The 23,356-nt window shown below is 73.3% G+C and carries 22 protein-coding genes and 1 pseudogene; 7 read left to right on the top strand and 16 right to left on the bottom strand.

All coding sequences use genetic code 11. From position 1 onward, the window contains the following. The first annotated feature begins 70 nt into the window (after nt 1-70). A complete protein-coding gene (locus ACIP64_RS15790) occupies nt 71-448 on the top strand; it encodes an RNA-binding S4 domain-containing protein (RefSeq protein WP_401586252.1) in 378 nt (125 codons plus the stop codon). 272 nt (nt 449-720) lie between these two features. Beyond that, the gene (locus ACIP64_RS15785; RefSeq protein WP_401586249.1) at nt 721-1,254 is read left to right on the top strand and encodes a DUF5959 family protein; all 534 of its coding nucleotides are present in this window, start codon (nt 721-723) and stop codon (nt 1,252-1,254) included. 95 nt (nt 1,255-1,349) lie between these two features. On the opposite strand, the pseudogene ACIP64_RS15780 reads toward ACIP64_RS15785, so the two are convergent. Next, nucleotides 1,350-1,553, bottom strand: a pseudogene (locus ACIP64_RS15780) (IS5/IS1182 family transposase); the annotation flags it as partial. Between the two features lie 46 nt (nt 1,554-1,599). After that, nucleotides 1,600-3,975, bottom strand: a complete 2,376-nt coding sequence (locus ACIP64_RS15775; RefSeq protein WP_401586247.1) for an ATP-binding protein — start codon at nt 3,973-3,975, stop codon at nt 1,600-1,602. Between the two features lie 115 nt (nt 3,976-4,090). Between ACIP64_RS15775 and ACIP64_RS15770 the strand changes: the two genes are divergently transcribed. Further along, nucleotides 4,091-4,714, top strand: coding sequence for a hypothetical protein (locus ACIP64_RS15770; protein ID WP_401586244.1), 624 nt, complete (start codon nt 4,091-4,093; stop codon nt 4,712-4,714). Between the two features lie 215 nt (nt 4,715-4,929). On the opposite strand, the gene ACIP64_RS15765 is transcribed toward ACIP64_RS15770, so the two are convergent. After that, nucleotides 4,930-5,373 carry a YchJ family metal-binding protein gene (locus tag ACIP64_RS15765; protein ID WP_360910571.1) on the bottom strand — a complete coding sequence of 148 codons (444 nt, stop codon included), beginning with the start codon at nt 5,371-5,373 and terminating at the stop codon, nt 4,930-4,932. 93 nt (nt 5,374-5,466) lie between these two features. On the opposite strand from ACIP64_RS15765, the gene ACIP64_RS15760 reads away from it, so the two are divergent. Beyond that, nucleotides 5,467-6,387 carry a hypothetical protein gene (locus ACIP64_RS15760; protein WP_401586241.1) on the top strand — a complete coding sequence of 307 codons (921 nt, stop codon included), beginning with the start codon at nt 5,467-5,469 and terminating at the stop codon, nt 6,385-6,387. Nucleotides 6,388-6,399: 12 nt separating this feature from the next. Here ACIP64_RS15760 and ACIP64_RS15755 read toward each other — a convergent pair whose 3' ends face one another. From ACIP64_RS15755 to ACIP64_RS15720, 8 genes are all read right to left on the bottom strand, one after another. After that, nucleotides 6,400-7,167, bottom strand: a complete 768-nt coding sequence (locus tag ACIP64_RS15755) for a uracil-DNA glycosylase (RefSeq protein WP_401586239.1) — start codon at nt 7,165-7,167, stop codon at nt 6,400-6,402. A 112-nt stretch (nt 7,168-7,279) separates the two neighbouring features. Then, nucleotides 7,280-9,568 carry an MMPL family transporter gene (locus ACIP64_RS15750; RefSeq protein WP_401586237.1) on the bottom strand — a complete coding sequence of 763 codons (2,289 nt, stop codon included), beginning with the start codon at nt 9,566-9,568 and terminating at the stop codon, nt 7,280-7,282. A gap of 58 nt (nt 9,569-9,626) precedes the next feature. After that, nucleotides 9,627-10,247, bottom strand: coding sequence for a TetR/AcrR family transcriptional regulator (locus tag ACIP64_RS15745; protein ID WP_401586234.1), 621 nt, complete (start codon nt 10,245-10,247; stop codon nt 9,627-9,629). 92 nt (nt 10,248-10,339) lie between these two features. Next, nucleotides 10,340-10,942: a hypothetical protein gene (locus tag ACIP64_RS15740; RefSeq protein WP_401586231.1), complete on the bottom strand. Its 603-nt coding sequence runs from the start codon at nt 10,940-10,942 to the stop codon at nt 10,340-10,342. Then, nucleotides 10,939-11,703 (bottom strand): DUF3152 domain-containing protein, encoded by a 765-nt coding sequence (locus ACIP64_RS15735; protein WP_401586229.1) that lies wholly within the window; start codon nt 11,701-11,703, stop codon nt 10,939-10,941. The genes ACIP64_RS15740 and ACIP64_RS15735 overlap by 4 nt, the downstream gene beginning before the upstream one ends. A gap of 48 nt (nt 11,704-11,751) precedes the next feature. Then, the gene (locus ACIP64_RS15730) at nt 11,752-12,951 is read right to left on the bottom strand and encodes a sensor histidine kinase (protein ID WP_401586227.1); all 1,200 of its coding nucleotides are present in this window, start codon (nt 12,949-12,951) and stop codon (nt 11,752-11,754) included. After that, nucleotides 12,948-13,604 (bottom strand): response regulator transcription factor, encoded by a 657-nt coding sequence (locus ACIP64_RS15725; protein WP_401586224.1) that lies wholly within the window; start codon nt 13,602-13,604, stop codon nt 12,948-12,950. Before ACIP64_RS15725 ends, ACIP64_RS15730 begins: the two co-directional genes overlap by 4 nt. A 92-nt stretch (nt 13,605-13,696) precedes the next feature. Next, nucleotides 13,697-14,437 (bottom strand): TetR/AcrR family transcriptional regulator, encoded by a 741-nt coding sequence (locus tag ACIP64_RS15720; RefSeq protein ID WP_401586221.1) that lies wholly within the window; start codon nt 14,435-14,437, stop codon nt 13,697-13,699. Between the two features lie 172 nt (nt 14,438-14,609). On the opposite strand from ACIP64_RS15720, the gene ACIP64_RS15715 reads away from it, so the two are divergent. After that, the gene (locus ACIP64_RS15715; RefSeq protein WP_401586218.1) at nt 14,610-15,836 is read left to right on the top strand and encodes a saccharopine dehydrogenase family protein; all 1,227 of its coding nucleotides are present in this window, start codon (nt 14,610-14,612) and stop codon (nt 15,834-15,836) included. A gap of 20 nt (nt 15,837-15,856) precedes the next feature. Here the strand turns inward: ACIP64_RS15715 and tgmB are convergent, their stop codons facing one another. The 4 genes from tgmB to ACIP64_RS15695 all read right to left on the bottom strand — a co-directional run bounded on the left by tgmB (nt 15,857) and on the right by ACIP64_RS15695 (nt 20,810). Continuing rightward, nucleotides 15,857-16,789, bottom strand: coding sequence for an ATP-grasp ribosomal peptide maturase (gene tgmB, locus ACIP64_RS15710; RefSeq protein WP_401586215.1), 933 nt, complete (start codon nt 16,787-16,789; stop codon nt 15,857-15,859). 23 nt (nt 16,790-16,812) lie between these two features. After that, nucleotides 16,813-17,004 carry a putative ATP-grasp-modified RiPP gene (tgmA, locus tag ACIP64_RS15705; RefSeq protein WP_360910595.1) on the bottom strand — a complete coding sequence of 64 codons (192 nt, stop codon included), beginning with the start codon at nt 17,002-17,004 and terminating at the stop codon, nt 16,813-16,815. Between the two features lie 282 nt (nt 17,005-17,286). Next, complete coding sequence (locus tag ACIP64_RS15700; protein ID WP_401586212.1) at nt 17,287-18,810, bottom strand: cryptochrome/photolyase family protein; 1,524 nt, start codon at nt 18,808-18,810, stop codon at nt 17,287-17,289. A gap of 449 nt (nt 18,811-19,259) precedes the next feature. Beyond that, complete coding sequence (locus tag ACIP64_RS15695) at nt 19,260-20,810, bottom strand: MFS transporter (RefSeq protein ID WP_401586210.1); 1,551 nt, start codon at nt 20,808-20,810, stop codon at nt 19,260-19,262. 96 nt (nt 20,811-20,906) lie between these two features. Here ACIP64_RS15695 and ACIP64_RS15690 point away from each other — a divergent pair, with 96 nt between their 5' ends. Further along, complete coding sequence (locus tag ACIP64_RS15690; protein ID WP_401586207.1) at nt 20,907-21,647, top strand: TetR/AcrR family transcriptional regulator; 741 nt, start codon at nt 20,907-20,909, stop codon at nt 21,645-21,647. A gap of 6 nt (nt 21,648-21,653) precedes the next feature. Beyond that, the gene (locus ACIP64_RS15685; protein WP_401586518.1) at nt 21,654-21,971 is read left to right on the top strand and encodes a DUF6204 family protein; all 318 of its coding nucleotides are present in this window, start codon (nt 21,654-21,656) and stop codon (nt 21,969-21,971) included. A gap of 469 nt (nt 21,972-22,440) precedes the next feature. On the opposite strand, the gene ACIP64_RS15680 is transcribed toward ACIP64_RS15685, so the two are convergent. Beyond that, nucleotides 22,441-23,325, bottom strand: a complete 885-nt coding sequence (locus ACIP64_RS15680; protein WP_401586205.1) for an amidohydrolase family protein — start codon at nt 23,323-23,325, stop codon at nt 22,441-22,443. Nucleotides 23,326-23,356: the final 31 nt, after the last annotated feature.

The raw sequence follows: 23,356 nt of genomic DNA, 5'->3' as shown, positions 1-23,356 counted from the left end.
GGCGGGGCCTTCCGTCAAGGGCGCATACCGGACGCCGCGTTCCGTGCAGCGGGCGCGCTAGGGTCGGACCATGGCTGACGACGAGGGCCCGGTGCGGGTCGACGCCTGGATCTGGTCCGTCCGGCTCACGAAGACGCGCTCCATGGCCGCCACGGCGTGCCGGGCCGGTCACGTGCGCGTCAACGGCGAGCGCGTGAAGCCGGCGCAGGCCGTCCGCCCGGGCGACGAGGTACGGCTGCGCGGCGCCGGGCGGGAGCGGGTCGTCGTCGTGTCCCGGCTGGTCCGCAAGCGTGTCGGTGCGGCGGTGGCCGCCGAGTGCTTCGTCGACAACAGCCCGCCGCCGCCCACCCCGGAGGAGGTGCCGGCCCCCGTGGTCCGCGACCGCGGCACCGGCCGCCCCACCAAGCGCGACCGCCGCGACATGGAGCGCCTCCGCGGCGCCCGCTGACGGTCCGGAGGTCCGGCAGTTCTGTTCCTCGTGCCTGGCGTTGGTTTTCGGGGCACGGGGACGAACTGCGGCGCCCGTGCCCTTGCGGCATCCGCCCGGCGCTGACACGCGGACCGCGCGGACCGCGCGGCACGGGCGGCCCGGTCCGCTCGGGGCTGCTGCCTTGGGGGGCTCAGGCCTTCTGGGTGGGCACTCCCATGCTCCGGGCTGGTGCTTGCGCCGGCGAGCAGGGAGCACACCTGGCACTGGCTGCGCTCGGTCTGAGGCGGATCGTGGCCTGCGAACTCGTGGCGAAAGAAATCGACGCGGACCGAATTCGCTTGCCGGCCAAGCGGACCGTGAGCCAGGATCGGCTCATCTCTGCAGGAGGTGACGTGGTGACGGTCGGGGGGTTGGACCTGGCTCTGTTGCGTGATGACGAGGGCAACAGTGTCCGCATCACGGTGCTGGGCCCTTTGCAGGGTGTGCATGGAGGGCTGGCGGCAGAGATCGTCGTCGACACGCCATTCGTCAGTGGGCGGGTGGATCTCTCGTTGTGGCGGTCGCGGCTGACGTCCTGGGGCGAGGCGCTCACGCGGCTTGAGTCCGGCGAAGACATCGCCTGGCTGCACGTCCAGCGCGGCCCCTCGGTCTTCATCGACCTCAACGGCGAACGCGACTGCCCCGAGGTGGTAGTTGAAGACGTCCTCGTCTCGATGGCAACGGTACGGGTCCCGATCGACCTGCCGGCCAACTGGATCGAAACCCACCGCCTTCTGCTTGCCGACGTGCTTCGCGTTTGGGATGACCACCTGTCGCCGGAGTGAGGGAAGCCTCCGCCGGCAGATCAACGGTCATCCGGGACTGAGGAGGGCCTCATGGATGTCATCGCGGATGAATCCCTGGGACGGAGCCCGGTGTTGCGCCGAGCGGTCCATGGCTGGATGCCGAGGCCGCGAACCAGGCGACGGCACTGTCGCGGGTCGTAGCCGCGGTCTGCGAGAACGACATCGGGGCTACGCTGCGGCCGGCCCCGCTCGCCGCGTATCGGCGGGACCGTCTTCAGCAAGCCTCCGTGCCGTCTTGATGGCCCCTTCAAGGCTCTGACGTGTGAGGAGTCCACCGCTTCGTGGGCGCGCCTGGCGCCGCTGCCGTGGGGGCCGCGGAGCGGTTCAGGCTTCCTGGGACGGCAGGCCGAGGGCGGTGAGGCGGGTTCTGAGGGCGTGGAGTTCCGGGCCGGTGCTTGTGCCGGCGAGCAGGGACTCCGCGAGGTGCTGCTGCTCGGCCGCGGCGGGGACGTCGGAGGCCGTCGCCAGGGCCGCGGCGAGCCTGAGCCGCATCGTGCCCTCGGCCACCGGGTGCCCCAGGTCCTTCAACAGGCCGACGGCCGCCTCCAGTTCGCGCCTGGCCCCCGGGACGTCGCCGCGCAGGAGCAGCAGGTCGCCGATGGCGCCGTGCGTACCCGCGATGCCCGGGACGGTGCCGAGCCGCTCGAACAGCCGCAGCGCTGCGCGGTGGGCGCCGAGTGCCGCCTCGTGGTCGCCCTCCTCAAGTGCCAGCGCGGCCAGACCGCCCAGGGCGTACGCCTCGCTCAGCCGGTTTCCGGCGCGGCGGTGCGCCGCCACGGCCTCCTCGGTCGCCGCCCGGGACTCCGTGAACCGTCCCAGCCGCAGGTAGGCCGCCCCGGCCAGCCCCCGCAGGTGGGCCCGGTCGGAGGGGGAGGCTGCGTCGTCGGCCACGAGGGCGAGCGCCTGCTCCGCGTCGTCTGCGGCCTCCCCGAACTCGCCCATGACGAGGTGGAGCGTCGCCAGCTTGCCCCATGTGTCGGCCTCCTCCGCGGTCCGCCCCAGCGTCCGCCAGAGCTCCAGCGCCCGGCGCAGGTGTGCCTGGGCGCCGCTGTGGCGGCCGCTCTGGCGCAGGACGTCCCCGAGGTGGAGGCGGGCCCGTGCCTCGCCCGCGTCGTCGCCTGCCGCCTCGGCGAGTTCCACCGCGTCGAGCAGCAGCGGGGCGGCCCGGTCCAGGTCGCCGTCCGCGGCGTGGATGGATCCCACGGTCAGGGCGGCCCGCGACTGCCCGCGGCGGTCGCCGAGCGCCTCGGCGGCCTCCGCGGCGGCGAGCCAGACCCGCAGCCGCTGTGCGTGGTAGTGCTGGAGGTGCCAGCCGTGGTCCGCCGCGTCGGCCAGCCGGAACACCCGCTCCCACGCGCCGTGGGCGGCCCCCTGCCGGGCGACCGCCGCGATGTTGGGGGCCTCGTCGGCGATCCAGCCGGGCGGGTTGCCGCGGGCGGCGGCCGCGTACCAGTCAAGGAGGCGTTCGCTGACGCGTTCCGGCTCGCCCGGCTCCTCCTCCGCCAGGCGTTCCTTCGCGAACAGCCGGGTCAGGTCGTGCAGGCGGTGCCGGCCGCCGCCGACGGACTCCACGAGTTGCGCGTCCACCAGGCGGTCGACGCCGTCGCCGACGCGGCCCGCCGCGCCGGCCGCCGCTGCCGCCGCCCCGGGCCCGAAGTCGCCGCCCGGGAAGCCCCCGAGCCGCCGCAGCAGGCGCCGGTCCCCGGCGGCCAGGTCCTCGTAGGCGGTGGCGAGGGTGGCGCGCACCGCCCAGTTGCGGAAGCGCAGTTCGTCCAGCCGGGACCGTTCGTCCTCCAGCCGCCGCGCGAGTTCGGCGATGCCGAGCCGGGAGCGGGCGGCCTTGGCGCCCGCCAGCCGGATCGCGAGCGGCAGGCCCTCGCAGGCCCTGACCACCGAGGCAGCCGCCTCCGGGTCCGCGGCGGCACCGCCCGTCCCGCTGACCCGGGCCAGCAGGTCGAGCGCGTCGTCGGTGCCGAGCGCGGCCAGCTCGTGCGCGGCGGCCTCCGGCAGGTCGGCGGGCAGCGGACGGCTCGTCACGATCGTCAGGCAGCGGGCGCCGGCGGGCAGCAGCGGGCGTACCTGGTCGGCGTCCCGGGCGTCGTCGAGGACGACCAGCACCCTCCGGTCGGCCATCAGGCTCCGGTAACGGGCCGCCAGGGTGTCGGTGTCGCCGACCCGGTCCGGATCGTCGTCGCCGAGTGCCCCGAGGAAGCGGGCGAGCGCCGTCTCCGGCGGCATCGGGTCGCCGCGGCCGGCGCCGAGGTTCACGTACAACTGGCCGTCCGGGTAGTCCTGTCGCAGCTCATGGGCCAGCCGGTTCGCCAATGTCGACTTGCCGACACCCGGCGCACCCGCGACGGCGACGACACGGGCGCCGCCCGCGACGGCCGTCCGCAGCGCGGCCAGATCGGCCTCCCGGCCCGTGAAATCGGCCACCAGCGGCGGAAGTTGCCCGGGAACGGGTCGGCGCGGAGACGGGTCCGCCGGCGCGGCCTCCGCCGTCTGGAGGCGCTGCTGCCACACGGCGAGCCCCGCCGCGGCCAGCGTGCCCACCCCGACCAGCGGCCAGGACCAGGGCGCGAGCCATCGCAGACCGGGCGGCAGCACGCCGCCGGTCGCCACATTGACGGCCACTGCCAGCAGTGCCGACACCAGCCCCGACGTCAGCGCCAGCCCGCCGAGCACCCACCCCCGACGCACGCACCCCACCCCCCTCGTCCGGCGGCCCCCGCGGCAGGATGCCGTGTACGCCGCTCCCTGGGAAGTGCCCGTACCCCGGTTCCGGAGCGGCACGGCGGCCTGCGAGGGTGTACACGTGGATGCGAACGAGGGGGACGTCCCGAGGCCGTTGACGACGTGCTGGAACTACTGGATGGCCGTACCCACCGGCGACCAGTCCGGGCTCATGGAGCTTCTCGGCCTTGTCCACCCCAGCCCGGTGACCTTTGCCGACGCTGTCAACGTGCTCGATTCCGACACCCACGGCGGGGTCGGCGAGGACGCGGCCTTCGCCACGCGGGTCTATGTGTCCCCCGAGCTCGACGGTTGGACCCTGATCGTCGGCGACTGGTGCAACCCCTGCGACGAGGAGCGCAGCGAGGAAGTCCTGCGGACCTGCACGATGCTCAGCGCCCACTACGGCCGGGCCCAGGCCTACTACTACGGCGCCCGGAACGACGGATCGGCGTGGCTGGTGGCCGAGGGCGGCGATGTCGTCCGGCGCTACTGCGAGACGGGCGAGGGCGAGGACGAACTGCTGACCCTCGGGGATCCGCTGCCCTACGAGCGGGCCCGCCGGGTGGAACTGGGCCTGTCGCCGGAGTGGGACGCCGCCGAGGAGAGCGACGAGGACGAACAGGAGTGGAAGCGGGCCGCCTTCGGCATGGCGCCCGACATCGCCGCCACGTTCGGCCCCACCCCTCTCACCCTGACGCCGTAGACCCCCGTGCGAGGCGCGGGGGTGCTCGCGCTGACGCCGCACGGAGTGGCACGGGGCGCCGCGCCGGGCGTGGACGTCGCGCGGCCCTGACCCCGTGCCGGCCCCCTCCGGGACGAGCCCGGCGCCCAGCCGGGTGACCGGGCCGCGCTGCTGCCCGCCCACTGGCGGACCGTGGTGCGGGTGCCCGCGGTGCCCGGCGGGGACCCTGCCGGCGCTCAGGGCAGCGGCGCGACGTACACCCAGGCCCCGTCGTGGCGGACGAAGCGGCTCTGCTCCTCCATGGCGTCGCGCTCGCCGCGCAGCGCGTAGTGCGCGCGGAAGGTGACGGTGCCCTCGGTGTGGAAGGCGCTGCCGTCGGTCGTGCCGAGGATCTCCAGCCGCTCCCAGCGCAGGTGGGGGTCGAGGTCGAGCTCCGCGGGGCGGGTGTCGGGGTGCCAGGTGCGCAGGACGTAGGCGGCGTCGTGGACCGCGTACGCGGTGAACCGGGAGCGCATCAGAGCCTCGGCGGTCGGCGCGGCGGCGTGGCCCGCGTGGTAGCGGCCGCAGCAGTCGGCGTAGCCGGCGGGGAGGCCGCAGGGGCAGGGGGCGCCGGGGGAGTGGAGGACCGGCCGGGTGTGCGGGCGGGGGGCGGAACGGCGGCCGGGGCGCGACTTGGACATGCCGGCAATTGTGCCGTGCGGGAGGCCCCCGGCCGGTGCCGACCCGGCCCGGATACGCTGCCGGGGTCACGCAGCCGACCCGGAGGAGTCCCTGTGCCGCCCAGCACGACAGGCACGAGCCGCACGACCCGTACGAGCGGTCCGTGGGTCGCGCTGGTGACGTGCGCGCCGCGCGAGGGCACCAGCACCGACCGCGACCTGCCGTTCCTGCGGGACGCGGTCGCCGCCGCGGGCGCCGACGCCGTCGTCGTCCGCTGGGACGACCCCGATGTGGACTGGGCCTCGCACGACCTGGCGGTCATACGCTCCACCTGGGACTACACCTGGCGGACCGCGGAGTTCCTGCCGTGGGCCGACCGCTGCGGCGCGGCGACCACGCTCGCCAACCCGGCGGACGTCGTCCGCTGGAACTCCGACAAGCGCTACCTCGGCGAGCTGACCGCACGCGGCGTCCCCACCGTTGCCACCCGCTATCTGCTGCCGGGGACCGAGCCGGACGGCCTCCCCGCCGACCACGAGTACGTGGTCAAACCGGCCGCCGGCGCGGGCGCTCGCTATGCCGGCCGCTACCGCCCGGGCAGCGACGACGCGGCGCGGGCGCACATCGCGCGGATGCACGCGGAGGGCCTGACCGCGATGGTCCAGCCGTACATGCCGGCCATCGACTCCACCGGGGAACGGGCGCTGGTCTTCATCGGCGGCCGCTTCCTGCACGCCGTCGCCAAGAACGCCGTCCTCTCCCACGGAACGGCTTACGACGCGACCAAGGTCGCCCATCCGGGCGTGCGACCGTGGACCCCGACCGCGGCCGAACTCGCCACCGCCGAGGCCGCGTTGGCCACCGTTCCGGAAGCGTCGGAGCTGCTGTACGCGCGGGTCGACCTGGTCGACGACGAGGACGGCGCGCCGCGCGTCATGGAGCTGGAACTGATCGAGCCGAACCTCTTCCTCGGCCTCCACCCGGCCTCGATGCCCGTTGTCGCCGAGGCCATCGTCGCCGCCGCGCGGCGCTGACGGCCGCGGGCCTCACGCCCCGGGCCGCAGCCCGGCGTACGCGGCGCCGCGGGCCAGCACCTCGCGGAGCATGGCGGGGGTGAGCCGGCCGGTGAAGGTGTTCTGCTGGCTGACGTGGTAGCAGCCCAGCAGGTGCAGCGGCGGTTCCGCGCCGGTGGGGCCCGGCAGTTCGACGTGCGCGCCGTGCCCGAAGCGGGGGAGCGGACGCGGCACGCGGCGGCCGGAGTCGGCGAGCACCGGCAGCAGGGCCTGCCAGCCAAACGCGCCGAGCACGACGACGGCGCGCAACGTGGGCCGCAGCAGCTCCAGTTCGCGCACGAGCCAGGGGCGGCAGGTCAGCCGCTCGTCCGTGGTGGGCTTGTTGGCGGGCGGCGCGCAGTGCACCGGCGCGGTCACCCGCACCCCGTACAGCTCCAGTCCGTCGCCGCGGGCGGTGGACGTCGGCTGCGAGGCGAGCCCCTCCGCGTGCATGGCGGCGAACAGCACGTCGCCGGAGCGGTCGCCGGTGAACATCCGGCCCGTCCGGTTGCCGCCGTGGGCGGCGGGGGCCAGCCCGACGACGGCCAGGGCGGCGTCGGCCGGGCCGAGGCCCGGCACCGGCCGCGCCCAGTACTCCTCGTCCGCGTACGCCCGGCGCCGCACCCGGGCGGTCTCCTCGCGCCAGGCCACCAGGCGCGGGCAGGCGCGGCAGCCGGTGAGCGCCTCGTCCAGCGCGGCGAGACCCGGGGCCCGCGCCGCGGCGTGCACCGGGAACTGCGGTGAGTCCTCCTCCGCTGCCATGTGCGGTCCCCTTCGTGGTCGTCCGGACTCCGGCACCACCAACCTACTGACGCCCCCGCGCGGTCGCAGCGGGGGCGTCGGTCCGCGGGCTCCGCCGCCGGGCGAGCAGGGGTCAGACGCGCACGGGGAGGAGCCGGTCGCCCTCGTCCTCGTCCTCACGGCCGGGCGCTTGGTGCCGGCCGGCGTCCGCGGCCGGCGTCCGAAGCCCCTCGCCCTCGACGTCGACGTTCGGCAGGACGCGGTCCAGCCACTTCGGCAGCCACCACGCCCGGCGGCCGAGCAGGGCGAGCACCGCCGGGACGATGGCCATGCGCACGATGAACGCGTCGAAGAAGACCGCGATCGCCAGCCCGAAGCCGATGGACTTGATCATCGACTCGCCGGACCCGATGAAGCCGGCGAACACGGCGATCATGATGACGGCGGCGGCGGTGACCACCCGGGCGCCGTGCCGGAAACCGGTCACGACGGCCTGGCCGGGCCGCTCGCCGTGGACGTACGCCTCACGGATCCGGGTCACCAGGAACACCTCGTAGTCCATGGCCAGGCCGAAGACCACGCCCACCAGGAAGATCGGCATCATCGACATGATCGGGCCGGTCTGCTCGACCCCGAGCAGCGAGGCGAACCAGCCCCACTGGAAGACCGCGACGACGGCGCCGAGGGCGGCCATCACCGAGAGCAGGAAGCCCAGGGCCGCCTTGAGGGGCACGAGCACCGAGCGGAAGACCACGATCAGCAGGAGGAAGGCCAGTCCGACGACGAGGCCCAGATAGGGCAGCAGGGCGTCGGTGAGCTTCTGCGAGGTGTCGATGTTCAGCGCGGTGGTGCCGGTGACGGAGATCCGCGCGCCGGTGTCCGCGGTGATCCCGTCGCCGGTGGCGCGGATGGCCTTGACCAGCCCCTCGGTCTCGGTGCTGCTCGGCTTGGAGTCCGGCACCACGTTCATGACCGCGGTGTCCCCGGCCTCGTTGAAGGTGGCCGGGGTGACGGTGGCGACGTCGTCGAGGCGCTCCAGGCTCGTGCCGACCTCCTTGACCGCGTCCTTCGGGTCGGCGGCGCCCCGGGCGTCGGTGACGACGACCAGCGGGCCGTTGAAGCCGGGGCCGAAGCCGTCGGAGAGCAGGTCGTAGGCGCGGCGCTGCGTCGTGGAGACGGGCTGGGACCCGTCGTCGCCGAGGCCGAGTTCGATCGACGCGGCGGGCACGGCGACCGCGCCGAGCGCGGCCGTGCACAGCAGCAGGACGGCGACGGGCCGCCGCACGACGAAGCGCGCCCAGCGGGTGCCCATGTTCGGCCGGCCGGTGCCCCGCGCGGCCAGGTCCCGCGTCTTGCGGTGGGCGTGCTGCTCGGCCGTCCTCGCGCGGCGGCGGGCGAGGCCGCCGGGCGCGCCGGCGGGCCGGATGCGCCGCCGGGCGAAGCCGATGAGCGCCGGGATCAGGGTGAGCGCGATGAGCACCGCGATGACGACGGTGCCCGCGGCGGCGATGCCCATCTTCGTCAGCATGGGGATGTCCACCACGGAGAGGCCGACGAGCGCGATCACCACGGTCAGGCCGGCGAAGACCACGGCGGAGCCCGCCGTGCCGACGGCCCGGCCCACGGCCTCCTCGCCCTCGCGGCCCTCGGCGAGTTCGGCGCGGTAGCGGGAGACGATGAACAGCGCGTAGTCGATCCCGACCGCGAGGCCGATCATCATCGCGAGCGTGGAGGTGGTGGAGCCCAGGTCGAGCGCGCTCGCCAGCGCCGTGATCGAGCTGACGCCGATGCCGACGCCGACGAGGGCGGTGAGCAGCGGCAGGCCGGCGGAGACCAGCGAGCCGAAGGTGATCACGAGGACGACGGCGGCGATCGCGATGCCGATCACCTCCGTGGCCCCCGTCTCGGGTGCGGCCTGGAGCGCGTCACCGCCGATCTCGACGGTCAGCCCGTCCGCGCGGGCGTGTTCGGCCGCCTTCTCCAGCGCCTCGCGCGAGGAGTCCTTCAACTGCATGCCGGGGACGTCGTAGGCGACCCGGGCGTAGGCGGTCGTGCGGTCCTTGCTGACCGCCTTGGCGGTGAACGGGTTGTCCACGGAGGCCACTTCGGAGCCGCGGCGCAGTTCCGCGACGGTCGCCGCGACTGCCTTCTTGTTCGCCGGGTCGGTCATCCTGCCGCCGGCGGGGGCCTTGAAGACCACGCGGGCGGTCGCCCCGTCGGAACTGGACCCGGGGAAGCGCTGGTCCAGCAGGTCGAACGCCTTCTGGGACTCCGTCCCGGGCACGGAGAACGACGAACTCCCGGCCGAGGGCGCGTTGGCGGCGCTGACGCCCGCGAGCGCGAGCAGCGCCACCCAGATCAGGACGGCGAAGTGCCGTCGCCGGTAGGCGAGTCTGCCGATGCGGTAGAGGAAAGTGGCCACGAGGACGTACTCCCGGTCGGGTCGTGGAAGGGGGGCGGGGGGATGCGGGTGCGGCGGGTCAGCCGGCGGGCGGGCCGTCGTCCGCGGGGCCGACGCCGAGCACGGGCAGGATCACCGCGTCCAGGTAGGAGGTCAGGTAGGCCACCGTCGGGGGGCGGTCCTCGATCACGGCGCGGGTGACGAAGGCGCCCACGAGCATGTGCATCAGGTAGCCGAGCGCGGGGTTGTCGGCGCGGACCTCGCCGCGGTCGACGGCCCTCCGCAGGACGACGTCCAGGCCTCTGCGCTCGGGTTCGACCATCAGTTCACGGAAGGCGCGCAGCAGGTCGGGGTTGGCGTGCATCGCCATCGCGAGTCCGCGCATGAGCGCGAAGTCGCGCGCCAGCCGGCTGTCGTCCTCCACGGTGAGCATCGCGTGGAAGTCGCCGCGCAGGCTCCCGGTGTCGATGTCGGCGGCGTGCACCGGCTTCTGGTGCCGCAGCGCCCTGGCCACGAGTTCGGCCTTGCCGCCCCACTGGCGGTAGAGGGTCGCCTTGCTGCAGCGCGAGCGCGTGGCGAGCGAGTCCATGGTGAGGGCCTCGTAGCCGACCTCGCGGAGCAGGTCGAGCGTGCTGGTGTACAGCTCCGCCTCCCGCTCGGGGGTGAGGCGGGAGCGGCGCTCCACGGCGGCTTCGGACATGGGGTCCCACCGATCTAAACGAAACGGTTTCGTACTCGTCTGAGCCTAGGGGAGTGCTCAGCGAAACGAAACCGTTTCGTACGTGTCCTGTGTCACGCCCTCGACGGGAACTCGCCGTGCGAGGCTGCGGGGTCGGCGGCCGCGTCGGGCGGGGCGGGAAGGCGGGAGGTCCTGCGGACGAGGGGACGGGTGACCGTGCCGGCGAGCACGCCGGCGAGCAGGCCGCAGAGGTTGTCGACGATGTCCTGGGCGTCGGCGGCCCGCATCAGCCACACGACCTCGTACTGCACGGCCTCGATCACGAAGGGCAGCACGGCGGCCGCCGCCGCCAGGCCGACGGCCCGCCGCGCCGGACGGGTCCGGGCGACGGCCAGCCCCAGCGGCGCGAACAGCAGCACATTGAGGCTGCGCTGATTGAACCCCGCGAGGTCGGCCGGGCCCGGCGGGGTCCAGTCGGTCGCGAAGGTCCCCGCCCCGAACCGCCGCATGGCGTTCGGGTCCGTCGTGATGTCCGCCAGCAGCGTGGTCACGGCGATGCCGCCCAGCGCCAGCACCAGGCAGAAGGCGGTGACGGGCCCCGTGCCCAGCCGCGGCGCCACCCGGGGGGCGCACACACCCGCGGCCACCGACGACAGCAGCGCCCCCGGCCAGAACAGCGGCATCGCCCGCAGCACCTGCACCAGTTGCCCGCTCACGGGGCCGCCGGGCCCGAGATCGGCCGGCCCTTGGTGTCGTACGGCCAGGCGTTCGGCACGCAGCCGTGCAGCCCCTTGATCTGCTGCATCATCGCCGGTGCGGGCCGGCCCGGCCCCGGGCAGTCCTGGTGGCCGTGCCCGAGGCGGTGGCCGACCTCGTGGTTGATGATCAGCGCGTGGTAGTCGGCCGTCCGGTGTTCGTAGAACGGGCTGAGCAGCACCCAGCGCCTGAGATTCACCACGACGTCCTTGCCGCCGCTGCAGTTGACCTCCCCGCCGGTGTCCAGGCCGTACGAGCCGCACAGGCGGTCGGTGGTGTCCGGAGTGGCCAGCTTGACCACGAAGTCGTACGGCGGTCCGGCCACGCGCCGGAAGACGATGCCCTCGGCGGTCCAGCCGCGCCGGTCGCCGAGGATCCGGTCGACCTCGCGGGCCACGGACGCGGCGGTGTAGCCCGTGCCGTCCTCGACCTCCACCGCGTAGCGCAGCCGCCAGGTGCCGTGCCCGATGCTCCCCGTCCCGGCGGGGGCGGCGGTGAACCTGCCGTCGCCGTGCTGCGGGACGCGGGCCGACGCGGCGCCGTCCAGGGACGAGGAGCTCCCGTGCCCCGACGCCAGGGCCACCGCCCACTCGCGCACCGGCTGCTGCGCCACGGCGAGCGCCAGGCCGGCCGCGCACACCGCCCCCGCGGCCAGCCGCCGGACCGCGACACGGCGTACGGTCCCCGGTGTTCGTCGCTCACTGCTCGCACTGGGTTTCATGCGCCAACTCCACACGCCGGCAGGTGAAACGGCGGTGAGCGCCGGGGCTCACGCCCTCCTCACACCGCCGCGAGGATGCTGGGCGGGCAGGGCGACGGTCACCGTCAGGCCGCCGCCCGCGCGCGGTTCGGCGGTCACATCGCCGCCGTGCGCCTGCGCCACGGCCCGTACGATCGACAGGCCGAGGCCGTTGCCGCGCGCGGAGCCGACCCGGTCGGAGAGCCTGCGGAACGGCTCGAAGAGCACCGGGATCTCGTGCGCGGAGATCACGGCACCCGTGTTGCCGACGACGATCCGGGGGCCGCCCGGCAGATCGGTGGAGGTGATCCGTACGAGGCCGCCGCGCTCGTTGTAGCGGACGGCGTTCTCGACGAGATTGCGCACCAGCTGTTCCAGCAGGATGGGGTCGCCGACCACGGGCGCCGGGCCGAGGCCGGACTCCAGCCGCACACCGGCCCGTTCGGCCTCGGCCGCGGTCGCGGCCAGCACCGTGCGGCCGACGTCCGCGAGGTCCAGCGGCACCCGGTCGGTGAGCGCGTCCTCGGCGCGGGCCAGGGTGAGCAGGGCGTCGATGAGCCGCTCGTGACGGGCGTTGACGGCGAGCAGGTTCTCGCCGAGCCGCACCAGTTCCTCAGTGGCGCCGGGGCGGTTCATCGCCACCTCGACCAGGGTGCGGTTGATCACCAGCGGGGTCTTCAGCTCGTGGGCCGCATTGGCGATGAAGCGCTCCTGCCCCGCGAAGGCGCCGTCCAGGCGGTCCAGCATCCGGTCGAAGGAGTCGGCCAGCCGCTTCACCTCGCCCGAGGGCAGGTCCAGGGCGATCCTGCGGTGCAGGGTCCGGCCGGCGATGCGCTCGGCGGTGGACGTGATCTGGTTGAGCGGCCGCAGCAGCCGGCCCGCGGCCAGCCAGCCCGCGGTCGTCGCCAGCAGCCCGACCGCCAGCACCGTCAGCCCGCCCTTGGCGAGCAGGTTCGACTGCATCGACTCCACGATGATCGTCTTCGTCACCTCCGACCCCGGGAAGACCTTCGGGCTGAAGGCGAGGTCCAGGCTGAAGCGCATGCTGTGGCGGACCAGGATCAAGGACCCCGCCAGCACGGCGCCGCCGGCCACGAAGAACAGCAGACCGAAGACCAGGGTGAGCTGGACGCGCAGGCTGCCGCGCCAGGAGCGGCCGGTCGGGGGGCCGGGTGCGGTGCGGCCGGGTGCGGTGCGGCCGGGTGCGGTGCGGCCGGGTGCGGTGCTCAACGGATCCGGTACCCCACTCCCGTGACGGTCTCCACGACGCCCGGTTCGCCGAGCTTGCGGCGCAGGCCGCGGATCGTGACGCGCACGATGGTCGTGAAGGGGTCGATGTTCTCGTCCCAGACCCGCTCCAGCAGGTCCTCGGCCGACACCGGGCCGCCCTGCGCCCGCAGCAGCTCCTCCAGTACCGCGAACTCCTTCCGCGACAGCGCCACGTACCGCCCGTCCCGGTAGGTCTCCCGCAGATGCGGGTCCAGCCGGATGCCGGCCCGCTCCAGCACAGGCGGCGCCGCCGGGCGGACCCGCCGGCCCAGCGCCCTGATCCGGGCCACGAGCTCGGCGAAGGCGAACGGCTTGGCCAGGTAGTCGTCCGCTCCGAGGCTGAGCCCCGCGACGCGCTCGGCGACCGTCGTCGACACCGTCAGCATCAGCATCCGTACGTCCGCACCGGAGGCGGCCGTGCGCCGGCAGACCTCGTCCCCGTGCAGCCGCGGCAGGTCGCGGTCGAGCACCATCACGTCGTACTCGTTGACCCCCAGCCGCTCCAGCGCCGCCTCGCCGTCGTGGACCACGTCCACCGCGAACGCCTCCTGCCGCAGCCCCTCCGCTATCGCCTCCGCGAGCAGCTCCTCGTCCTCCACCACCAGCACGCGCACGCGGCGATCCTCTTTCGTCGGCCTTCCCGGACCTTCCAGTATGCAAAGGCGATGTGAACCGGCCGTGAGTCCCGCGCGGGCCCCGCCTCGGCCTAGGGGCGGCGGTCCGGCGGTACCGGTGCCGCGGCGCCGCGCGCCCGCGTCAGACGGCCCTCGGCGCTGTCGAGGAACATCTCCAGCGCGGTGGGGTAGGCGCTGCGGTTCATGCGCGCCACCAGCAGGCCCGCCGTGGCGGCGATGTGCGGGTGGGTGCGGGCGGGGAGCCGGGCGTAGGTGGCGCCCCACACGGCGTGATCTGCCTCGCGGGCCGCCGCGGGGAGGGCGAGGGTGGCCGCGTCGAGGGCGGCGAAGGCCAGGGCCTGGTCGATGAACGCCTGGTAGACCGCGACCGCGTCGGGATCGGGGAACCCGGCCGTGCGCAGGATGCCGAGGATGGTCTCGTCCGCGGCGGTCTCATGGGGGCGGCCGGAGACGCGGCCCGCGGTCAGCACGGCCGCCTGCGGATGCGCCAGATAGGCGGCGTGGACCCGCAGGCCCAGGTCGCGCAGGTCGTCGCGCCAGGCACCGGTGCCCTGCCAGCCGTCGGCGGCGCGGCCCATGAGGTCGTCCGCGATGGCCAGGATCAGGTCGTCCATGCCGCGGAAGTAGCGGTACAGGGCGCTGGGGTCCGCGCCGAGAGCCATGCCGAGCCGCCGCACGGTCAGCCCCGCGCTGCCGTGCTCGTGCAGCATGCGCAGCGCCGTGTCCAGGATCAGCCGGTGCGACAGGACGGCTCCGCCGCGGGTCGGGCGGCGGCGCCTGCGCTCCGCCTCGGACACCGGTCTCTTCGGCACGGCCGCCTCCCTCGCACGCTTCCCGGACGCTGAGCCGAGCTTATGCCAACGCCATTGACCGTAGGAACGGGCAGGGCGTTCGATCAGGGCATCGGGTGCATCGGGTGCATCGGACTCAACGGGGCACCCCTGCCAGAGGCGGCACCGCCTCGGAAACGGAGACTGGACAGCCATGCGGGTACTGCTTGTGGGAGCCGGCGGCGTGGGCACCGCGATCACGCGGATCGCGGCCCGGCGGGAGTTCTTCGAGGCGATGGTGGTCGCCGATCACGACCCGGCGCGCGCGGAGGCCGCCGTCGCCACCGTGTCGACCGCCGGCGACCGCCGGTTCACCGCCGCGCGGGTCGACGCGTCCGACGAGGCCGCCGTCACGGCGCTGCTCACCGCCCACCGCTGCGACGTGCTGCTCAACGCCACCGACCCACGCTTCGTGATGCCGCTGTTCCGCGCGGCGCTCGCCGCGGGCGCCGACTACCTCGACATGGCGATGTCGCTGTCCCGGCCGCATCCGGAGCGCCCGTACGAGGAGTGCGGGGTCAAGCTCGGCGACGCGCAGTTCGAGCGGGCCGCCGAGTGGGAGAGGGCGGGACGGCTGGCGCTGGTCGGCATGGGCGTCGAGCCCGGGCTGTCGGACGTCTTCGCCCGCTACGCGGCCGACGAGCTCTTCGACACCATCGACGAACTCGGGGTGCGCGACGGCGCGAACCTCACCGTCGACGGCTACGACTTCGCGCCCTCGTTCAGCATCTGGACCACGATCGAGGAGTGCCTGAACCCCCCGGTGGTCTACGAGGAGGACCGCGGCTGGTTCACCACGGCCCCCTTCAGCGAGCCGGAGGTCTTCGACTTCCCCGAGGGCATCGGCCCCGTCAGCTGCGTCAACGTCGAGCACGAGGAGGTGCTGCTGATGCCGCGCTGGGTCGACGCGCGGCGGGTGACCTTCAAGTACGGGCTGGGGGAGGAGTTCATCGGCACCCTCAAAACGCTCCACCAGCTGGGACTCGACCGTACGGGGGCGGTCACGGTCGCCGGCCGGGACGGCGGTCCGGTCCGGGTCAGCCCGCGGGACGTCGTGGCCGCCTGCCTGCCCGACCCCGCCACGCTCGGCGAGCGCATGCACGGCAAGACGTGCGCCGGGACCTGGGTGACCGGGACGAAGGACGGCCGGGCGCGCGAGGTGTACCTGTACCACGTGGTCGACAACCAGTGGTCGATGCGCGAGTACGGCTCCCAGGCCGTCGTCTGGCAGACGGCCGTCAATCCCGTGGTGGCACTGGAGTTGATGGCCTCCGGCGCCTGGACCGGCACCGGGGTGCTCGGGCCCGAGGCGTTCGCGCCGCGGCCCTTCCTGGACCTGCTGACGGGCTACGGCTCGCCCTGGGGCATCCGGGAGTCCTGACCCCGCGTGCTGACGATACGTCAGCCCGGGTCGGGTGCCAGCCAGCCCGCTATCGCGTCCGTTATGGGCAGCCCGGTCGCCAGCTCCACGAAGCCGAACTGGCCGCCCTGGTTGCACTCCAGGAACCACCAGGTGCCGTCCTCGTCCTCGGCGAAGTCGAAGGCCCCGTACGCCAGTCCGGCGGTGTCCATGTACGCGCGCACGGCGCGCGCGATCCGGGCGGGGGCCGTGACGGGCTCCCACCGCGCGTCGTCCGGACTGCCGAAGCGCCCGTCGACCTGATCGGGGCCGGACTTCTTGCGGGCGGTGAACAGCCGGCCCCCCACGCAGGTCAGCCGGATGTCCGCGGCCTTGCGGATGTACTCCTGGAGCAGGGTCGGGCCCGCCGCGACCGCGGAGAAGTCGGCGTCGGGGGCGACCAGGGTGGTCGGCAGGGCCATCGGCGGATTGCCCGGGTGCGTACCGGAGACGGACTTGACCACCAGTTGCGGATGCTGCTCGGCGAACTCCCGTGCCGCCTGCGGGAACGTGGTGATCAGCGTCGCCGGCACCGCGAACCCCGCGTGGTGGGCGGTGAACAACTGCCAGGGCTTGTAACGGGCCTGCTCCGCGGCGGAGGGATGGTTCATCCATCGCGCCGGCACGCAGCGCAGGGCCCCGTACAGCGCCCGCCCGGCCTCCGCCGACAGCCACTCGGACTGCTCGACGGCGCCGGAGCCGGGGGTGCCCGGCCTGCGGATCCAGATGGAGCGCACGCTGCCCATGCTGACCATGCGCTCCTGGACGGACAGGTAGCCGTGCACGTCGCCGCGGACGTACTCGGCCGACATGGAGACCTCGCCGGGGAGTTCGGCGGGGTCCAGGCGCACGACAGGAGCCCCGAGGTCGTGCAGCGCGGCGACCACCAGGTCGGCTGTCACGTCCTCGGGGGAGGTGAGGATCAGGACGGTCATGGGCAGCGGGTGGGCAGGCGCGGTCAGTCGTCGAAGTGCGTCTTGGACCCCGCGGTGGAGACGGTGGCGCCGGTGGCCAGCAGCAGGCCCTGGTCGCTGATGACGGGACGTCCGTCGGGCAGGACGTTCAGCTGAAGCGCGGAGTCGTAGGTGTAGTTGGGTGTGAACGTTTCCGGTGTAGCCGGCCGGGCATGAATCAGCGCGAACGGTCGCATGGCTTCTCCTCACTGTCACTCCGGGCCGGGCGGGTTCCGGGCCCTGCGCCCAACTGCGGCTCTACGTATGAGACTCGCTCAGGAGTCCTAACCGTTCCCTGTTACCGGTGTGACGCAGGTAACTATACGTGCCTGGAGTGCATTGAGTTCGCTACTCTCCGTGACAATTCGACTCTGGTGGGTAGAGGGCGGCGTGCCGCATCCCCCTTCGCGTACCCGCTGCGCGGCGAAGGTTGCGCACCGTCACGGGTGCGCCCCGTGCGACGTCCGTCACGGGGCCCGTTACGGAGGTCCGTCGCCGCGCCCGGCCTCCCGCGCCAGCACGTCGGGGAGGTCGCCGAGCCGGTCCAGTCCCTGAACTGCCCGCGCGGTGCGGTGGTTTGACGCCAGCCGGGCGCGGTGCCGGTGCAGGAAGGACCAGTAGCCGGTGGTGTACGGGCAGGCCCGCTCCCCGGTCCGCTCCGTCGGGCGGTAGACGCAGCCGTCGCACAGGTCGCTCATGCGGTGGATGTACGCGCCGCCGGAGGTGTACGGCTTGGTCGTCATCAGGCCGCCGTCAGCGAACTGCGACATGCCGGTCACATTCGGGGCCATGACCCAGTCGTAGCCGTCGACGAAGCAGCGGTGGAACCAGTCGGTGAGCTGCTCCGGGTCCCAGCCGCGCTGCAGTGCGTGGCTGCCCAGCACCATCAGCCGCGGGATGTGGTGGGTCCAGCCGGTGTCCCGGACCTGGGCCAGCACCGTCGCCAGGCAGCGGGCCCGCACCGCGTCCGCGTCCAGGTCGAGGAACCAGTCCGGCAGCGGGGTGCGGTGGCGCAGCGCGTTGCGGTGCCGGTAGTCGGGGCCGAAGTGCCAGTACAGGTGCCAGACGTACTCCCGCCAGCCGGCGATCTGCCGGACGAAGCCCTCCACGCTGTTCAGCGGCGCCTTTCCGGACCGCAGCGCCCGTTCGGCCCGGTCCAGGCACTCGGCGGGATGGATCAGGCCCAGATTGAGCGGCGCCGAGAGCAGGCTGTGGCTCATGACCGGATCGCCGGCCAGCATCGCGTCCTCGTGGCGGCCGAAGTCCGGCAGCCGGTGGGTGGTGAACCGGCGCAGCGCGGCGAGCGCCTCCCGGCGGGTGGCGGCGAAGCGCCGCGGCCCGTCGCGGCCGACGAAGCGGACCAGGCCGTCGCGTTCCCAGCGGTCCAGGTCGTGCCGCACCTCCTCGTCGACGGCGTCCTCGTCGGGCAGCCACGGCTCCGGGGCGCCGAGCGTGGCGCCGCGGCGGTCCCGCGGCGGGGGCTCGCGGTTGTCGTGGTCGAGGTTCCAGCGGCCGCCGACCGGCTGGTCGCCGTCCATGAGCAGGTCGTGCGAGCGGCGCACCCAGCGGTAGAAGTCCTCCAGCCGCAGCCGCCCGCCCTCCCTGCCGTCCACCCACTCGGCGAAGTCGGCCGCCGGCACAAGGAAGCCGCGGTCGGGCAGCACCTCGACCCCGTCCAGCGTGGTCACCAGGCCGAGCGCGGCGCGCGAGGTCGGACGGCAGACGGTCACCGGGCCCTTGCCGACCGCCTTGCGCAGTCCCTCGGCGTAGGTCCCGGCCCGCACGTAGTGGACCCGGTCGCCGAGTTCCGCGGCGCGGTGGCGCATCGCCGAGAGCACCAGGTGGGCCTTGGCCCGGTGGAAGCGGCGGCGCGCCAGGACCGAGCGCGCCTCGATCATCACCACGGGCGCCCCGGGATCGGGCCCACCGCCCGCGGGGTCGAGGAAATGCGGCCCCAACTGGTCGCCGAACAGCCAGTGCGGACGGGGCGTGCGGGGCGTCATCGCGCTGGGCTCCCGGGGACGGCCTGAGGATCGGGCCACCCCATCGTGCGCCGCCCGACCCCCGCCCGCGCGCCGCACCGCCCGAACGTGTCGTCCGGGGCACGCGCGCCGCCCGGAGCGGATCCCGCCCCGGCCCCGGGCATGTGCGGCTCTCCGCCGTGCGGGGGCCTCATGCGTTCGGTCAAGCTGGTCGGGTGTTGTTTCGGGACGCCTGGAACGACGTGTCCGTGCATGTTGATGATCAGACTGTGTTCGGGCTGGTGGCGCGGGCAACAGCGATCTGGCTGTTCGTCGGTCCGTCCGCCGCGATCAGCACGATCCTGGCCCGTAGTACCTGCCGGACCTGCCCGGATGCGGACGCGACGGTCCGCTCCAACCGCCTGCGAGTGGCCTCGTCCAGCATCACGACCACCGCCGTCGCCCGCCGCATCCCCCCGCTTGTCCTCCTCTTACCGATAAGCCGGTTCGTCTCGCTGTACCGGTTCGTCGGCGGGCTCGGTGACCTGGCTCGGTGTCGAGCGGAGGAGGACGGCCACGAGCACAGCTGCGGTGGCCATGGCCGCGCCGCCGCAACGCAGTGCCAGATGGAGCCCTTCGACGAAGGCGGCGTTCACGGCGTCGTGGACGGGTGCGGGCAGGATCTGGGTTGTGTCTGCACCGGTGCCGGCGGCCGAGTCTGCGATGCCCTGGCGGGCTTCGGGGGGAACGCCGAGCCGGTCGAGCGATCCGGTCAGCGTGGCGGCCAGACGGCTGGTGAGAACGGCTCCCAGGGCGGCGACGCCGACGACGCCGCCGATCTCACGCAGCATGTTGAGGATCGCAGAGGCCATACCGGCCTGGGCGAGCGGGACGCGTTTCATGACGGTGACGGACACCGGTGTGAAGGTCATCCCCATGCCGATTCCCATGGCGAGCAACACCCACAGATACTCCAGGTAGCGGGCGTGCTGACCGTAGAGCGAGAGGCCGGCGAGAGCTGCCGCGCACAGGGTCAGGCCGGTCACCAGCGGAATCCGGGGGCCGCAGCGCGCGGTGAGTGTGCCGGACAGCGGCGCGGCGACGACGATCATCGCGGTCATGGGCAGCCCTGCCAGGCCCGCGCTCGACGGCGCCCATCCCATCACGTCCTGCATGAGCAACGGCAAGAAGAACGACGCCCCGAACATGCCGAAGCTGATCACGAATCCGGTCACCCCGGCTCCGCTGAGCACCGGGTCACGGAAAAAGTACAGGTCGAGCATGGGGTCGGTGGTGCGGAGTTCTACCGCGACGAAGGCCAGCAGGGCTGCTGTCGCCACTGTTGCGAGGGTCAGGACACGGGTGTCGGTCCAGCCGCGGCCCGGTCCTTCGATGAGTACGTAGACCAGGGCGCCGAAGCCGAGGACCGAGAGCAGTTGGCCCGGAAGGTCCACTCGCCTGGCCCTGCCTGCGAACTCCGGCAGCGCTCGGGCGGCGAGCAGCAGCCCTGCCACTCCGATCGGGACGTTGATCCAGAACACACTGGCCCATCCGAACGCATCCACCATCGGCCCGCCCAGGACCGGGCCGATCGCCAGGCCCAGGGCGGAGACGCCGGACCAGAGCCCGACCGCCCGGGCCCGTTCCTTTTCGTCGGTGAAGACGTGCCGCAGAATCGACAGGCTGCCCGGAGTGAGCAGTGCCGCGCCGAGTCCCTGCAGCATCCGTGCGGCGATCAGTGGGCCGACTGCCCCGGACAGTGCCGCGGCCGCTGATCCTGCCGTGAACAGCGCCAGTCCGGTGAGAAAGATCAGTTTGCGGCCGTACCGGTCGCCGAGTGTGCCGCCGGTGAGCAGGATTGCGGCGTAGACGAGGCTGTAGCCCTCGACCACCCACTGCAGTCCGCTGACACCGGCGTGCAGCTGTTGCCCGATGCGGGGCAGGGCGTTGTTGACGATGACGTTGTCGAGCATCGCCATGAACATCGTGGCGCACAAGGTGGCAAGCACGAGCCCCTTGCGCCGGGAGGTGAACTCCTCCATCACAGACCCTAACGGTGTTAGTTTGCCGATCGGAATCGAAAGCCTGCCCCTAACGGTGTTAGATTGCAAGCCGGATTTCTTCGACGGAGGTGGCCGATGGCACGGGACAGCGCAGCCGAGGGCGCTGCACAGCCGGGGCTGACCCGCCAGACCCTCGCGGCGGCAGCCCTGCGAGTGCTGGAACGTGAAGGCATCAGCGGGCTGTCGATGCGCAAGGTCGCCGCCGAACTGGGAGTGAAGGCAGCCTCCCTGTACTGGCACGTCCGCAACAAGGAACAGCTACTGGACCTACTCACCGACGAGCTCATGGCTGATGCCGAGGCGCCCCCCAGACAGGGCGACTGGCGGGAGCAGCTCCGCGAGTACTCGCTGCGTTACCGACGGCACCTGCTGGCCAAACGCGACTCCGCCAAGGTCGTCGCAGGGCGGCTCGCACTCGGCCCGAACCTGCTGCGTCTCATGGAAGAGCAATTGGACCGGCTACGTGAAGCCGGATTCACCGACGCCGACGCCGCCCTGGCCAACTACCTTCTCGGTGCCTTCGTCCAAGGGTTCGTGCTCCAGGAACAGTCACCCATCTCCGCATCCGAGACCGAGGGCGCCAGCCGTTCCGAAGTCGCCCAGGCGGCGGCCGACCGACTGCGCGGACTGCCGGAAACGACCTTCCCGAACCTCGTCGCCCTGGCTGGCGACCTCACCGCCCCGTCCATGGACGACCGCTTCGCCTTCGGCCTCGAACGCCTCCTCGACGGACTGGCCACCCTGCTCGCCGAGAACCACGCACACCCGACAGCCGAACCCGCCCTCCTCGAAGGGAGACCCTCGCCCCATGAGTGACCGTACCTGCCGCGGCATTGTCCGCGGCACGTTTGCCGACCTCGACAAAGCCCGAGTGCAGCACTCACCGGGAACGCCGCCGAACACAACCTCCTCAACGCCACGTTGACCGACGAAGGAACCCTCATCTCCGAGCTGCCGCCACGCAATTCCACCTACCGCTGCGTCGTCCGGCAACCCGCCGACGCCGATGACGCCGCCGCAGTCCAGCGGGCCTGCGACAGAGCAGCCGCCGACCTGGCCAACCGCGGAATCCGCCGCAGCACACTGCGTGGCACCGCCACGAGCCTCGACGACAGGAAAATCCGGCGCCCCCGACGCTGACCAACTTCAACCTCCCGCCATCACGGCTTACCACCAGGTCAGGAATGCGATCGGGCAGGCGGTGATCGCGACAGGAGCCGGCTTGCGGAGCAGTGCGCTCTGCGTGCCGAAACGCCCGGCGAAGGCGATGCAGCACCATCTACGTGTGCGTCGAACCACGATGGCAACGAGCACAACATGCCGCCTGCCACCGCAACGGCTGCCCGCACTTGGCCCCCGCAGCCCTTCACCGACCCCTCAACGAATTAACGCGGCGCTGCAATAGTGGCCCCGGGACCCGAGGCCGCCCGGGGCGGCGCATGCGGGGTGTCCCGCATTCCGCCCGCCTGACGGGCCGTGAGGCTGTGCGGCGGGTGGATCGCCGCACACGTCATCCGCCCTTGCGGGCACCTTCTGGCCACCCGGAGGCACGGGGATCGCCGGGCCCGCCCCCCACGCCGCCCCCGTGGTCAGGGCGCCCGGAGGGCGCTCAGTCGAGGGCGAACAGGCGGGCCGCGTTGTCGTGGAGGACGCCCCGGCCCCAGTTGTCGCCGAGGCCCAGCCGGGTGATCGCCTCCACCGCCTCCAGGTAGGAGTACGGGATGTTGGGGAAGTCGCTGCCGAACAGCACGCGGTCGCCGAGGTCCGCCAGCTGCCCGCGCAGCGCGGCCGGGAACGGGGCGTCGGCCTCGGCGAAGTCGGTGAAGGCCATCGTCGTGTCGAGGTGCACGCCGGTGTGACGGGCTGCCAGGGCGAGGAAGTCCCCGTACTCGGGCATGCCCATGTGGGCGACGACCAGGCGCAGCCGCCGGTGCCGGGCCAGCAGCCGGGCGACCGGCTCGGGGCCGGTGTGGCGGCCGGGCACCGGGCCGGACCCGCAGTGCGTGACGACGGGGACACCGGTCTCGGCGAGCAGCCCCCACACGTCGTCGAGCAGCGGGTCGTTGGGGTCGAAGCCGCCCACCTGGACGTGGCACTTGAAGACGCGGGCGCCCGATTCCAGCGCCTGCCGCACGTAGTCCGCCGCTTCCGGTTCGGGGAAGAAGGTCGCGGTGTGCAGGCAGTCCGGCGTGCGCGCCGCGAAGTCCGCCGCCCAGGCGTTGAGCCAGGCGGCCATGGCGGGCTTGTGCGGGTAGAGCATCGAGGTGAAGGCGCGGACGCCGAACGAGCGCAGCGCGGCGACGCGCTCCTCCTCGTCCTCCCGGTACGCGATGGGCCACGGCCGCCCCGTCAGCGGCCCCACGCCGTCGAAATAGGCCCACACCTTGTCCAGCACACGCTCCGGCATGAAGTGCGTGTGCACGTCGACGATCCCCGGCAGCCCCAGCTCCCGCCAGAGGTCCTTCACCCGTACGTCGTCATCCGGCCGTGCCACGTCCGTCACCCCTTGTCACCCGCTCCGGGTC

The organism is Streptomyces sp. NPDC088733 (assembly GCF_044751185.1).
GTDB lineage: Bacteria > Actinomycetota > Actinomycetes > Streptomycetales > Streptomycetaceae > Actinacidiphila.
The sequence above is the reverse complement of the archived record's forward strand: the minus strand, read 5'-3'. Positions and strand labels throughout refer to the sequence as shown.